The sequence below is a fragment of the Pantoea sp. USMM079 genome, assembly GCF_037153115.1.
GTDB lineage: Bacteria > Pseudomonadota > Gammaproteobacteria > Enterobacterales > Enterobacteriaceae > Pantoea > Pantoea communis.
In genome coordinates this window covers 786,837-800,824 of record NZ_JBBCKX010000001.1, presented here as the reverse complement: position 1 = coordinate 800,824, position 13,988 = coordinate 786,837, and the positions used below count along the sequence as shown (strand labels likewise).

At 50.2% G+C, this 13,988-nt stretch carries 12 protein-coding genes; 6 read left to right on the top strand and 6 right to left on the bottom strand.

Going from position 1 to position 13,988, the window contains the following annotated elements; all coding sequences use genetic code 11:
* Nucleotides 1-35 precede the first annotated feature (35 nt).
* The gene (locus WFP70_RS03790; RefSeq protein ID WP_337022640.1) at nucleotides 36-1,073 is read right to left on the bottom strand and encodes an NADP-dependent oxidoreductase; all 1,038 of its coding nucleotides are present in this window, start codon (nucleotides 1,071-1,073) and stop codon (nucleotides 36-38) included.
* Nucleotides 1,074-1,296: 223 nt separating this feature from the next.
* Here WFP70_RS03790 and WFP70_RS03785 point away from each other — a divergent pair, with 223 nt between their 5' ends.
* From WFP70_RS03785 to WFP70_RS03770, 4 genes are all read left to right on the top strand, one after another.
* Complete coding sequence (locus WFP70_RS03785; RefSeq protein WP_160867313.1) at nucleotides 1,297-2,652, top strand: MFS transporter; 1,356 nt, start codon at nucleotides 1,297-1,299, stop codon at nucleotides 2,650-2,652.
* Nucleotides 2,630-3,973: an enolase C-terminal domain-like protein gene (locus WFP70_RS03780; RefSeq protein WP_337022639.1), complete on the top strand. Its 1,344-nt coding sequence runs from the start codon at nucleotides 2,630-2,632 to the stop codon at nucleotides 3,971-3,973. The genes WFP70_RS03785 and WFP70_RS03780 overlap by 23 nt, the downstream gene beginning before the upstream one ends.
* A gap of 9 nt (nucleotides 3,974-3,982) precedes the next feature.
* Nucleotides 3,983-5,098: a lactonase family protein gene (locus WFP70_RS03775; protein WP_337022638.1), complete on the top strand. Its 1,116-nt coding sequence runs from the start codon at nucleotides 3,983-3,985 to the stop codon at nucleotides 5,096-5,098.
* 349 nt (nucleotides 5,099-5,447) lie between these two features.
* Nucleotides 5,448-7,547 (top strand): FUSC family protein, encoded by a 2,100-nt coding sequence (locus tag WFP70_RS03770; protein ID WP_337022637.1) that lies wholly within the window; start codon nucleotides 5,448-5,450, stop codon nucleotides 7,545-7,547.
* A 222-nt stretch (nucleotides 7,548-7,769) separates the two neighbouring features.
* Here the strand turns inward: WFP70_RS03770 and WFP70_RS03765 are convergent, their stop codons facing one another.
* Nucleotides 7,770-8,693 carry a hypothetical protein gene (locus WFP70_RS03765; RefSeq protein ID WP_337022636.1) on the bottom strand — a complete coding sequence of 308 codons (924 nt, stop codon included), beginning with the start codon at nucleotides 8,691-8,693 and terminating at the stop codon, nucleotides 7,770-7,772.
* Between the two features lie 748 nt (nucleotides 8,694-9,441).
* On the opposite strand from WFP70_RS03765, the gene WFP70_RS03760 reads away from it, so the two are divergent.
* Nucleotides 9,442-9,993, top strand: a complete 552-nt coding sequence (locus WFP70_RS03760; RefSeq protein WP_442956326.1) for a YbhB/YbcL family Raf kinase inhibitor-like protein — start codon at nucleotides 9,442-9,444, stop codon at nucleotides 9,991-9,993.
* A 36-nt stretch (nucleotides 9,994-10,029) separates the two neighbouring features.
* On the opposite strand, the gene WFP70_RS03755 is transcribed toward WFP70_RS03760, so the two are convergent.
* Together WFP70_RS03755 and WFP70_RS03750 are read right to left on the bottom strand one after the other, a co-directional pair.
* Nucleotides 10,030-11,460, bottom strand: a complete 1,431-nt coding sequence (locus WFP70_RS03755) for a purine-cytosine permease family protein (protein WP_058960550.1) — start codon at nucleotides 11,458-11,460, stop codon at nucleotides 10,030-10,032.
* Nucleotides 11,461-11,669: 209 nt separating this feature from the next.
* Nucleotides 11,670-11,945 (bottom strand): VF530 family DNA-binding protein, encoded by a 276-nt coding sequence (locus WFP70_RS03750; protein WP_160867320.1) that lies wholly within the window; start codon nucleotides 11,943-11,945, stop codon nucleotides 11,670-11,672.
* A 109-nt stretch (nucleotides 11,946-12,054) separates the two neighbouring features.
* Here WFP70_RS03750 and WFP70_RS03745 point away from each other — a divergent pair, with 109 nt between their 5' ends.
* Entirely contained in the window at nucleotides 12,055-12,363 is a 309-nt protein-coding gene (locus WFP70_RS03745; RefSeq protein WP_034823530.1) for a hypothetical protein, read from the top strand.
* A 3-nt stretch (nucleotides 12,364-12,366) separates the two neighbouring features.
* Here WFP70_RS03745 and WFP70_RS03740 read toward each other — a convergent pair whose 3' ends face one another.
* Both WFP70_RS03740 and WFP70_RS03735 read right to left on the bottom strand, forming a co-directional pair.
* Nucleotides 12,367-13,026: a DUF1345 domain-containing protein gene (locus tag WFP70_RS03740; protein ID WP_034823528.1), complete on the bottom strand. Its 660-nt coding sequence runs from the start codon at nucleotides 13,024-13,026 to the stop codon at nucleotides 12,367-12,369.
* 772 nt (nucleotides 13,027-13,798) lie between these two features.
* Complete coding sequence (locus WFP70_RS03735) at nucleotides 13,799-13,969, bottom strand: YlcI/YnfO family protein (RefSeq protein WP_072050617.1); 171 nt, start codon at nucleotides 13,967-13,969, stop codon at nucleotides 13,799-13,801.
* Nucleotides 13,970-13,988: the final 19 nt, after the last annotated feature.

Here is a 13,988-nt window from a genome sequence, read left to right as displayed (position 1 = left end):
GCCGGTTATTTAATGTTAAGAATAACCGGCCCTTATCACTCTTCTTCAGCCACTTTGACCACGGTTTTACCAAAGTTATTACCCTTCAACATATCGAAGAACGCCTGTGGTGCATTTTCTAATCCATCGATCATGTGTTCACGATAGTGAATTTTCTGCTGTTCAACCAACGGCGTCATCGCCTGCAGGAATTCTGGATATCGATCACCGTAATCCTGGAAAATAATAAATCCCTGCATACGGATTCGGCGCTTCAATATCCCACTCAGGATTTGTGGCGTACGGTCAGGGCCAGCGGGTAGGGTTTTGCCACTGTTATAGGTTGAGACCAGTCCACAAACCGGTACGCGAGCGGCGGTGTTCAACAGCGGGAACACGGCATCAAACACTTTGCCACCAACGTTCTCGAAATAGATATCGATCCCGTCCGGGCAGGCGTTCGCCAACTGTTCAGCAAAATCCTCACGATAGTGATCGAGACAGGCTGAGAACCCGAGTTTTTCAATCGCGTAGCGGCATTTCTCTTCACCACCGGCAACGCCAACCACATGACAGCCTTTGAGCTTACCCAGTTGCCCGACGGTGGCTCCCACCGGGCCCGTCGCGGCGGCGACCACCAGGGTTTCGCCCGCTTTTGGCTGGCCAATGTCCATCAGGCCCATGTAAGCGGTGAAACCGGGCATCCCGAGGATCCCCAGCGCCCAGGATGGGTGGGGCAGATCGTCAATTTTCGCCACGCCAGTGCCATCCGAGACGGCATAACGTTGCCAGCCGCTGCCTGCCAGTACCCAGTCACCGGTTTTAAAATCGGGATGCTGCGATTCAACCACCTGTGAAACCGTACCGCCGACCATTGGTTGATCGAGTTGTGCCGGAGGCGCATAGGATTTACTTTCATCCATGCGCCCGCGCATATAAGGATCCAGTGAGAGGTAAACCGTGCGGAGCAGCATTTCACCTGTTTTGATGGAGGGAATAGGTTGTTCAACAAGCCGGAAATTCTCTTTAACCGGTTCGCCATCGGGGCGCGATGCCAATAGCCAGGCTTGATTGCTGTCAGGGGATTGCGTCATGTAAACCTCTTTACTCATTTGAATCAGGCAAGTGTAGTTGAAACTATTCTCCAGTGAGCCAGCGCACAAACCCACACAAAACTTTACGCTGGGAAAACCGCTAACGCATTGAACATAAAAGCCCCTTCAACATCTGCACAAACGGTCTCGGGCATTCTCACATAACCGCTCTTTAATCGACTGCGTATACCTATAGCGGTGCAATTAACCCAATAGGTGACGCATGACGGTTCAACAATCTTATGATTTAGCAGCAGATCACGACACGCATATCGCCTCCGCAATCGCTAAGTTTTTCCGTCGCATCATCCCGATGCTGGCGCTGATGCTGATTGTTAACCAAATTGACCGAGCCAACATTGGATTCGTCAAAGCCGAATTACAGACGGATGCGGGGATCAGTGCCGCAGCCTTTGGTCTGGGCGCAGGATTGTTCTTTATTGGTTACGCGCTGTTCGAAGTGCCCAGCAATATGATGCTGAAAAAACTCGGGGCACGCGTGTGGCTGACGCGCATCATGATTACCTGGGGCATCGTGGTGGTGTTAACCGGTTTTGTGAGCACGCCGCTGCATTTCTATGTCCTGCGCTTCTTGTTGGGTGTGGCAGAGGCGGGATTTTTCCCTGGTGTCTTATTCTACTTTCGCCAATGGGTGCCGAATGCATGGCGCGGTCGTGCCACCGCGATGGTGCTGAGTGCCACCGCCAGCGCCTTTCTGTTTTCCGGCCCCTTAACTGGCGCCATTCTGATGCTGCATGAGGTGAACGGGCTAGCCGGGTGGAAATGGGTGATGTTCCTGGAAGGGGGCGGATCGATTGTGATTGGTTTGCTGGCCGCGCTAGTGCTGGTCTCTAAACCGCAGGATGCCAAATGGCTTAACCCAGCAGAACAACGTGCGTTGCAAGCACAGTTAGCGTTAGAGGATGCAGCTCGTGACGTACATGCTAAAGAGCACGGCCGCTGGGGTTTATTGCGCGATCGCAGCTTACTGTTCTATTGTCTGATTTTTTTCACCATGACCATGACCGGTTACACCCTGGTCTTCTGGCTGCCGCAAATCATCCAGCGTATTCAGGGTTATAACAGCTTTGAAATAGGTTTGCTGACCGCCGTTCCGTGGTTATGTGCCATTGTTGCCTTGTTCCTGCTGGGTAAAACCACCGACCGCTACCGCGATAAGCTGGATAAAGGGCTGGGTCTTGCGATGCTGATTGCCGCGTGCGGCACCTTTATGGCCACCACCGGCACACCCTGGTTTGGCTTTGTCGCGATGATCGTCGCTTGCATTGGCTCGAAAGTCAGCGCGGCATTCTTCTGGCCAATGCCGCAAAGCGAATTACCTGCTTCAATCGCCGCGCCTGGTATTGCCCTGATCAACTCCATCGGCAACCTCGGCGGGTTCTTTGCACCCACCGTGTTTGGCTATCTTGAACTTCATACCGGCAGCACCACCGGCGGGCTGTATGCGCTGACCAGCGTGTCGGTCATCACCGGTGTCTGGCTGCTGCTGCGACGCAAACCTGTTCCCCCTGCATTCGGTCACACGGAGAGAAACCATGTCCGACACACCAGTCATTAAATCGATGCGTATCGTTCCGGTTGCCGGATACGACAGCATGCTGCTGAACATCGGCGGGGCGCATAACTGCTATTTCACGCGCATTCTGGTGATCCTTACCGATTCAGCAGGCAACAGCGGCGTGGGGGAAACGCCGTGCCACGCTTCAACGTTGCAACTGCTGGAACATTTTCGCCCGCTGATTATCGGTAGCTCACTGATGCGTGCTAACGCCACGTTGAGCCAACTGTTCGCCAGCGACGCGCGGCAGCAACACACCTCGCACACCAATGACATTCATATTCCGCAGATGAATCCAGAGAAGTTTTACAACGCGGCGGCGGCTATTGAGGCTGCGTTGCTCGATTTGCAGGGTAAATTCCTCGATTTACCGGTAGCGGATCTGCTCGCCAGCGGTAAGCAACGAGAGCGTATTCCGGTGTTGGGCTATCTGTTTTATATCGCCGATCGTCAACGCACGAACATGCACTACCGTTCGGGTGATGACGAAGCGGATGGCTGGTTCCGGTTACGTCATCAACCGGCAATGGACAGTGCAGCAGTGGTACGGCTCGCAGAAGCCGCAGTAGAACAATACGGTTTTCGGGACTTCAAGCTAAAAGGCGGCGTCTTGCATGGCGAGCAGGAAGTCGAAACCGTGGAAGCCTTGCTGTCGCGGTTTCCACAATCTCGCGTCACCGTGGATCCGAATGCCAGTTGGTCGCTGGATGAAGCGATTCGCTTTGGTAAACAGCTGGCAGGTAAGGTGCCATACCTGGAAGATCCTTGTGGCGCAGAGCAGGGATATTCCGGGCGCGAGACCCTGGCCGAGTTCCGTCGCGCCACTGGCGTGCCGGTGGCCACTAATATGATCGCCAATGACTGGCGGCAGCTGCAGCACGCTCTGCAGCTCAACGCCATCGACATCCCGCTCGCCGATCCCCATTTCTGGACGATGCGCAACGCCAACGTTGTCGCGCAGCTGTGTAACGAATGGGGCCTTACCACCGGTTGCCACTCCAATAATCACTTTGATGTTTCACTGGCGATGGTGGCCCATCTTGGTGCCGCAGCGCCCGGTAATCGTCAAACCGCCTTCGATACGCACTGGATATGGCAGGATGGCCAGCAACTCAGCCACCAGCCACCGCAAATTCGTGATGGTTATCTGGAGCTGCCGCCGGGGCCAGGTTTGGGCATTGAACTGAATATGGAACGCGTCGAGCAGGCGCATGCGCTCTATAACGCACTGCCCGATAAGAACCGCAACGATGCATTGGGCATGCAGTTTTTGATTGATAACTGGCGTTTTGACGCCAAACGTCCGGCCCTGGTTCGCTGAGGAAGTTAAATGAAGAAAACCTTTCAGATAGCCACATTACTTACGGCGATGGCGCTCAGCGCACCATTGCTGGCAAAAACTTTCGTCTACGTATCAGAAGCGGATGATGGCACCATCGCCCGCTACACGCTGAACGAACAAACCGGCGCATTGCAGTTGATGGGGCGCACTCAGGCAGGCGGAAAAGTGATGCCGCTGGCGTTGAGTGCTGACCACCAGCATTTATACGCGGCCATTCGCAGTAAACCACTGCAACTGGTGAGCTGGCACATCGATCGCACGACGGGCGACCTTAATCAGAGGACTGCAGTGCCTGCCATGGCCAGTTATCCTTATATCAGCACCGATAAACAGGGGCGATTCCTGCTGGGCGCCTCCTATGATGGCGATGTGGTGCATGTCTATCGGCTAGCCAAAGATGGCAAGGTGATAGCACCGCCGGTGGGCAGCTACAAGACGGGCCATGCGGCACATTCGGTGATCGTTGATGATGCCGGTAAAACCGCCTACGTCGGCAATCTCGGTACTGACCGCGTATTGCAGTTGAAGCTGAGCGAGGAGGGGGAACTCAGCGCGCTGGGCAACGGTTATGTCAAAACCGCCGACGAAAATGGCCCGCGTCATTCGGTGTTATCACCGGATCAGCGCTATCTGTATAACGTTGGCGAGATGGGCGGCATCATCACCCAGTTCCGTCGCGAGCCGAGTGGCGAACTGGTCAAAGTCAGCGAAACCCCCAACGCCGTAGCCACAGAGTATAAGTTGCAGCATGGACGTGAGCGACCGGCAGGTTACAGCGATACCACGCCACGCATCTGGTCAGCCGATATTCATCTGACGCCAAACGGTCATTTCCTGTATGTGACCGAACGCACCAGCAGCACGGTGAGCGGATACCGCGTTGATCAACACAGTGGCAAACTGACACTGATAGGTAGTTGGCCGGTAGAAAAGCAGCCGCGCAGTATTGCCATAACACCGGACGGCAAATGGCTGATCGCCAGTGGTGAAAAAAGCGCATTGACAGGAAGCTACGCCATTGATGCGCAAAGTGGATCGTTAAAGCTTGTGAGTGAAGCGCCTGCTGGTAAAGATGCGAACTGGGTAACGGTGCTAAGTGACTAAGTTAGCCCTTGCGATGATCTGGCGCAATGCTCTGCGCCAGATTGCGCGAAATGTTTTTATGGAGCCGTTGTAATCATTGAGGTTATTTAGAAAAGTGTGATCCAGAACACATTTATACGACTGATGACAGGCTGTGAAGCAATAGGCTTATAAATCAGAGAGATTCTGTAAATAGAAGCTGAATTTGCATTTGGTCCATTAGTAACCCTTAATAATTATCCTGATATTGATTGCCTGCCAATATCACCAAATTTGATGCTGTAACAACCTGACATATTTATCGCCGTGAGTAGATTGAATATTCTGGCAGGATACGCCGCACTTAGCGCCGTCTGGTCTCAATACTGTCATGCAGTGGTTTTCAAAAAACGCCGTTTTTTTTGCTGTTAAAACCTGTCTGGCTGCCTTTTTGGCATTGTACTTCTCACTGGAACTCAACCTGGATAAACCCGCCTGGGCCATTACCACGGTTTTCATTGCCTCTCAGCTTTACTCTGCGTCCACCATTTCGAAATCACTGTTTCGCATGCTCGGCACCTTGTTAGGCGGCGTGTTTATCTTCTTTGTTTTTCCCGTCACTGTTGAACACCCCTTACTTTTTAGCTTCATTATCTCACTGTGGGTGAGTGTGTGCCTGTACCTTTCCCTGCACGATCGCACGCCAAAAAGCTATGTATTCATGCTGGCAGGTTACAGCGCTGCCATCATGGGATTTCCTGAGGTGATGACGCCGCTGTCGATCACCAATACCGTGTTATCCCGCATTGAAGAGATCGCTGTTGGCACTGTGTGTAGCAGCCTGGTACATGCGCTATTGTTTCCGGTCTCGATGCGTAGTTTGCTGGAACAGAGTGTCAGCCAGTGGTATTTGAATGCGCGCAAACTTTGCCACGATTTGCTGTCCGGTATTCCGGGCGATAAGTCTCCCGAACGCGATGAAATACTGACGCGTATGGCGACCAATCCGCAGCAAGTGGAAATTTTGATCACGCACTGTGTTTACGAGGGTGATGCCGCGCGCCGTTTGATTCGTCTGGTCAGCGTGCAGTATCAACATCTCTCTTATTTGATCCCCACGCTCACCGCCATTGAGCTGCGTCTGCAGCGTTTATCGGCATTGCAGATTACCTTCCCGGACAACGTCGCGGTGGCGTTTCGTCTGTTTTTGCATTGGCTCAACGATGGCGAAGCCGTGGGTGAAACCAGCGGTATCCAGCTGGAATTAAGCCGTTGTCAGAGTGATATCAACCAGGCCTGGCGTAGCGGGGAGCTGCCGATTGAGCACTGCCTGCTGTTTACCGGTTTGCTGGAGCGCATGGCGGACTTTGTGCGCATTGCGGGCGCTTATCAAAGCGTCGGCGGGTTGGTCAGCGATCTCTCGGGTGACACCACACCCGCACGCGGCAAACGCACTCATCGTTTCTATGACAAAGGGCTGATCAGGCTTTCTGCTTTAACCGCCTTTTGCGCGATTTTTGGCTCCTGTTTGTTGTGGATCGGCACGGGGTGGCACGATGGTGCCTCAGCACCGGTGATGGCTGCCATCCTGAGTTCGCTTTTTGCCAGTATGGATACGCCACTGACTTCGATGAAATTGTTTGTGCGCGGTGTAATTGTGGCCATCTTCATCAGCGTGATTTATGTGGCGTTGCTGTTACCGCAGGCCACCTCATTTGAAGCGTTGATTATTTGTCTGGTGCCGGGCTTGCTGATACTCGGCCTGATGATTGCACGTCCCTCAACCAATATGATTGGCATCAGCGTGGCTATCCAGATTCCTGGCTTTATCGGTTTGGGCCATCATCTGAAACCCGATTTGGTCCTGCTCATTAACAACGCCATTGCATCACTGACGGGCGTACTTTTCGCCGTGATAGCCACCGTGCTGATGCGTAATAAACGTCCTTCATGGACAGCACGGCGCGCGGTTCGCCAGGGCTTACGTGAGCTATTGCGTTTTATTAAGGAGCTTGAACGTACGGGGTCGTCGCTGCTTGGCAGGCAACGTTTTATCAGTTTGATGCTGGATAAGGTCAACGTGGTGTTACCACGTTTACGACTCGATCCACAGCCGGATATGTCGACCGCCGGGATGTTGTTAACGGAGGTGTGGCTGGGCGTTAACAGCTTTGATTACTACGCCCGACATAAAGATCTGCTGGCAAAACATCAGCTGGACAGTGGACAGATGTTTCATGAGCTTGCCTTGTTCCTGAAACGGCGTCTGAAATCGCTGCAAACACGACCGCACCAGGATTTGCTGGACGAACTCGACTGGCTGTTGCTGCTGCTGGAGCGGCTGGCAAAGCAGGATGACGGGTTACTCACACCGCTGTTTCATCTGTTTAGCATTCGTCTTTACCTGTTTCCTGAGCAAGCGTGGCCCATTGCCACGCCGCGCCAGTTGGAAAGGATGCAACTGCAGGATTATCGTCAACGTGCATGGTAGCCGTCCCAGCTGTAGCCTTTGGGTACGCGGGAGAAACCGGCCGCGAGCAAGTTGGATTGTCCGATGGATCAGTTTGGATATTAGTGGCCGTGATTGATAGATATTTCAAGCTCAAGCCATCTACATTTTCATGGTTATGATAGACATAGCTATTTAAGATGATTGTGAAATATACAAATAACCATCAATAAGGGCCCCCCATGGCCAACTTAGGTATCTACATTACTCCTTTTCCCATTTTTTAATCTTAGCGTCAGCTGTGAGTAACATTGAACTATTTTCATCACATTTTTTTTCTGAAATTTTCCCACGATGTATTTCAAGTGAGTAGTTAACAGCTTGAATAGTATCGCCATGAAACATCTTTAACGAAACAAAATGCGCTCCACTTTCACCAATTTTTAGTTTTAGGCAGGCGGCCGTATCTTTACCGCTTGACGATGCGATTTCATCATTCATTTCAGGATCTAATATAGAAATCCTCTTGTAAATATCAGGTTCACTTAGTTTCATGAAAACATATTCCCCGGCTGTTAGCATAATTCGGAAAGTGGCCTGATAACCGGTGCGCATTCCGGATGCTGGCATATCGAACTGGTTAAAAAATCCTTTGTAGTCACCATCTGAATTTATAAAAGAGAAATCAGACTGATTCAAATCAGAATGGTTTACTGATGGAGGATTGTAGGAGAGACTATTATTAATCTCTCGTACTTCCAGTGTCATTTCCGAATCTGTTCTCGTGTTAGCGGTTAACAGTATAATTGCAGTGAAAGTATTTTCTGGCGTGATATCGATTTTGCACCTTGCGTTATAGGAGCAGTTTAAACTTTCTATTTTTTGACTGTTGTCAAATATATCGATTTTCATATAACGGAGGTGATCAGTTACCCCCTCTATTCTATAATATTTCCCTCCGTATAATGTGATGTTGTAGGCTTGGGTTCTGAATCTTTGCTTATCATCTTTAGAGTAAAAAGAATTTAACCCTTTCTGATTGTTCAGGTTGTAAATAATATTGGTATTAATCGTTTTAGACTTTGTGCTCGGCAAGGCGCTAGCATTTAAAAATATCTTACTGACTATTATTACTAATGGAATGACAACCAGTGATGCAAGAATCGTGAAAATAAATTTCTTATTCATTAATAATCTACTTATGGGTTCATGTAGAGGTTACAAAAAATTGGATTATCTTGGTTTTAGAAATAAAATTAGTTTTTTTATGGCTTCTTTTGAAGTTAAGTAAAATTTTAGTTCAACATGCTGAAAGCAGAAGAAGTATAAAAACCGAGAAAACTATTGTCATGTCACCATAAACCATTCAATTTGTGTTCCTACTATATCATATAGTAACGTAGTGGTAACTTCTAATTTTCATGATTTGGCAGCTAAACTTTTGGCTCACAATTGAAGCTTCATCAAAGTCGACTTCTCTTGCAGCATTAAAGATGTATGGAATATCGACTGCAGCTAATGTGAAAAGGTGTAGCCTACTACCGATTTCAGAGCACATCAGTGGTAGCGCACACTTATACGAACTGGAAAGGTTTTTCATTCTAAAGAATCTGGCCTATTTGGCGGGTCAAAAATGGTCAGCCTACGCGCCGCTGTTGTTCTGCCTAAGGTCACGCCGTGCTGCGGCACTGTCTCATGAGGAGGAAATTTAAAGACCGGAAATACTTAGCGTTAAGCCTTTTCTTTCGAACAAAAAATAACTTATTGATTTAGCAGGGTTGCTGCGTGGCGGCGGTAAACAACGCGAGTGAAGAGGCTGGCATCCGATGCTCCTGGGGTTTCAAAGAGGACTTTCAGCAGTGTAGCCTGCAGCATGATTGTGAGCAGGTTATATACTTGATGTTTTGGCTGATTTTTTCATCAACAGGAGTGAGAAATGATGATGTTCAAACGCGCACTATTATTGGCGTTGCTTCCGGGAAGCGTGCTGGCTGCCCCGGTCTTTACGCTGCAATCATCGGATTTTAACGACAGTGCCATGCTGGATAAAACCTTTGCAGGCAACAACAAAAGTAACCCGTCATGCACCGGCGACAATGTGTCGCCGGCTTTGAGCTGGTCGAATGCACCCGCCGGCACCCGCAGCTTTGCGCTGATGCTGACCGATCCCGTGGGAGGAAAAGGCTTAGGCGTGACACATATGGTGGCCTATAACATCGCGGCGGATCGCACGCAGTTTGCGCAGGGCGAATTAAGTAAAGGCGAAGGATACACTGGAGGTAAGAATTCGCCGGGCACCACAAGTTATTATGGTCCTTGCCCGCCAGTGGGAAGTGGCATACATCATTATAACTTCGTGATGGTGGCAACAGATTTGCCGGTAAATCAATTACCTGGCGGACTGACACATGATGAGTTGATCGCCAAATTGAAAGGCCATACCTTGGGGGCTGCCACCATTGTGGGACGGTTTACCAACGATAAGTAAGTCATACGGCCGCCTGAACTGGCGGCCGTGACAACGTCACTCTACAGGATAGATAGACTCTGCCAACGCGCCCCGACGATCCAGTCGGCGTGCGGCTAACCACAGCAATGCGGTGACAAACCAGCCAATAATCCACGACACATCATTGCCTGCAAATATCCAGGTCAATGAGCCATGGTGCAGCGGATTATCAATAAACGGCAGTTGCACCATCACACCCAGGAAATAGACCACAATCCCTGCCCAGTTCCAGCGCCCATAACGACCATCAGGCTGTGAAAGTGCCGGAATATCCACGCGCCCTTTGGTGATCAGATAAAAATCGGTAAGGCTGATTGCGCTCCACGGAACAAAGAAGGCTAGCAGGAACAACAGGAAATGGGTAAACGACTTGAGGAAGGCCGGTTCACTGATCAGGGCGATGATGCAGGCGATCGTGACCATCAACACCACAAACAGAACCCGACCGCCACGGCTGAGGGACGTTTGCTGCCGGAAGCCTGACACGATGGTGGTGAGTGACATAAAGCTGCCGTAAGCATTCAGGGTAGTGAAGGTAATCTTGCCAAAACAGATAGCAAAGTAGATCACCATTGCCATGGTCGCGCTACTGCCCAGACCCACGATATATCCCACTTCATTGCCGGAAAATGCTTTTCCAGCAATCGCCGCCACAATCACGCCCAACGTCATCGAGGCTTGGGTGCCTAAAACGGTGCCGAAAAACACCGAGCTGAACAGCTTCTTCGCCGATACGTTAGCCGGCAGGTAGCGTGAATAATCAGACACATACGGGCAAAAGGCTATTTGCCAGGAGGATGAGAGGGAAACGGCCAGCAGGAAGTTGGCAATCGTGAAGTGCTGATTTTGCCACACGGCCGACAAATCATGCGTGGAAAGCAGGGTGATGAACAGATAAGCGAAGGCCAGCACACCGATCACACTCGCCACTTTACCCAGCTTGTGAATCACCCGATAACCGAGCACCGCAATCACCACAATGATGGCGCTGAACAGGATCATACCCGTCGCGTTGCTCACATTAATCAACTTTGCCAGTGCCTGACCGGCCAGCACGGTGCCACTTGCCGAAAATCCGACATACATAATGCATACCAGCAGCAGCGGGATCACCGCACCAAACACGCCAAACTGCATGCGACTGGTGATCATCTGCGGTAAGCCAAGACGTGGGCCCTGAATGGCATGCAACGACATGATGGCGGCACCAATAATCTGGCCCACCAACAGACCCACAAGCGACCACACCACATCGCCGCCCAACACCACGGCGAGCGCTCCGGTGACAATGGCGGTGATCTGCAGGTTACCGCCAAACCAGAGAGTGAACTGGCTGAAAGGGTGACCATGGCGTTCGCGGAGCGGAATGTAATCGATGGAGCGGGTTTCAGACAGGCGCTGGTTTTCTCTGCCTGAATAATCGGCTGCAGGTGATTCGGCTGACATAGTTTCCTCGCTGAAACAATGAACGCAGTGCGTTATGTTATTTTTGTTTATCAGTTGTGTTTGCAATAGGCGATACATGTATATACATGTATCGATATTGTCACGCGAGAAAAGAAGTTACAAGGCAGCCTGTCATTGGAAAATGTGATGACGCTGGCAAGGTTGTCATCAAAAGGAAAGGGTGAAGAGAGGGTAAGCCGCTGTGATTATTAGTGGCCCTGGGTCCAGGGATTAAAATTGCTGTCAGCTGAATCTTGTTTGTCGGGTTCATCCAGAGAATCCAGGTACAGCGCTTCCACTTCAGCACGCGCCCATGGAGTGCGACGCAGGAATTTGAGGCTGGATTTTACGCTGGGATCGTTTTTAAAGCAGTTAATATTGATGAGTTTACTGAGTTCAACCCAGCCATAACGCACCACTAACGCATTAACAATCATTTCCAGCGTCACGCCGTGCATGGGATCTTTAGAAGAGTGAGGTGTCATATTACGTCCTAATTTGCAGGCGGATGATTGGCGGGCAAGATTACAAGAAAGCCGTGCCGGCAGCAATGGTGTAGACTTGAGCTTAGCCATTTACTGAGGAAATAACGCGATGAGCGATAAGAAAATGATTTCAATCGACCAGTTCAATGAAGCTGAGCGAAGTGAAGTGGATGAAATCTTCAAAGGGTTAATGGAAAAACATCGCCAGCGCAGTGGTAAAGAGCCTGATGCGAAAAAAGAGAAAGAATATACCGCAGATGCGCGTCAGCAAGTCATGACCAGCAAGCTAGCCAAAGAAAAAGCCAAAGCGGACAAAGCAAAGAAAACACCTGCGCGCCGCAAGAAACCTGAAGCGCAATCTGCCAGCGAAGTCAGTGACTTCAACTGGTCTGCCTCAATTAATAAGGGGCGTCGTTAAGCGTTAACTCAGCAATCCGGCGCCCACATTCACCGACAATCCCAGAATGGCCAGATTGAAAATAAACGAGATCACCGATTGCAGCAGCGCCAGCTTGCGCATTTCGGTGGTGCCGGTTGCCACATCAGCGGTCTGTGATGCAACCGCGATGGTGAATGAGAAATAGAGAAAATCCCAGTATGCCGGTTCGTCCGGTTTTTCCGGGAATATCATGGGCGTGACATTTTGACTGCGATGCAAATAGTGTTGATGCGCATAATGCATGGCAAACGAACTTGGCAGTAATGCCCATGAGACAATCAATGTCATGGCCGTCAGCAGCAGATGTAACACGCGTGGTGTGCCGGTGAGATGTTTGAGCGCCGGCAGTTCGCTCATGATTGCCACGATGCTGATCATGCAGGCCACAATGACCATACCCAAAACTAACGCAGCGCTCTGATCTTGCATCTGAGCGATACGTTTGATCTCGCCAGCATCGGTACGCAGCATGCGAAACCAGATAAACCACAGATAAAGCCACGCCAGCACATTCCAGCCAATCAGCACGCGTTGCAGTTCTCCCAGTTTTGCAGGCAGTAAGAAATAGCAGACGACCCCGGCAACAATCGATATCAACAGACGTAGCCGCGCGAACAGATGTGTGGTGAGCGAAAAGGGCATGATGTTTTTTTGCTGGGGTTTGAATCAGTTAACTGTAGTTGATGGCAGGAAAAACGCCTGAGATAGCGGTTAAGAATCATATCGAGATTTGAATGATTGTCGGTTTAAGACACTGGCTGAACGCTGCACTCTCTGACGTCGCTACGTGAATTCTGAGATTTTATGTGAGGGATTATTGCCAAAGATTGGCGTAGCGACGCCTAAATTTGGCGGCATTTTAAACGATTAATGAAGGGTGTATTGATAAACTTAGCCATGCTTATCAGGATGAGAGTGAAAATAACTCTACATGAAGACCACATACAGGGTGCCTTCATGTGGACTTGTCTCATGCGAGCGAGCAGTTTTCATGAGTTAAGCGGCATGGCCCATGTTGAGCCATTTACGATGTGAACGGCTGAGCAGAGTGGAGGTTTCGATGACAAGTGAGAAACGGAAGTCGTTTACGTCAGCATGGGGCGCTGGAAATTTACAGCAATGCAATCAAATATCAGTAGGAGATAGCCCAGCGGAGTCTGGCGTGCGCCTTCAGATACCTTATTTAACATAATATACATTATCCGTACTTTTATTATCTGGCTAAGTTAAAGTGACCTCCTGGGAAATGCGTGCGTTTTGTTGAGCTGGATGTGCTCTAAAGCGTTCCACTAATGCGACGGTTTCTGGCATCGGCCACAGGCCTGAAATGAAAATTTGAAGAGTCAAATCAGATGAGGTTTCCCGTCCGCAACACGTCAGCGATGATGACCTGCCACCGACGGGAAATGATGAATTACTTCTTTCCGTTGCCAGCTTCCCGCGCTTTCAGACGACAGGCTTCAACAACCCAGGCTGAGAAGTTTTGAATGTTTTCGCTCTTCATACTCTCTTCGATTTGATCAATCAGCAGATGTGGGAAACGAATATGTTTTCGTCGGGTTTTGGAGTTTGTCATTTTATCCATGGTGATCCCTGGTCAGTTG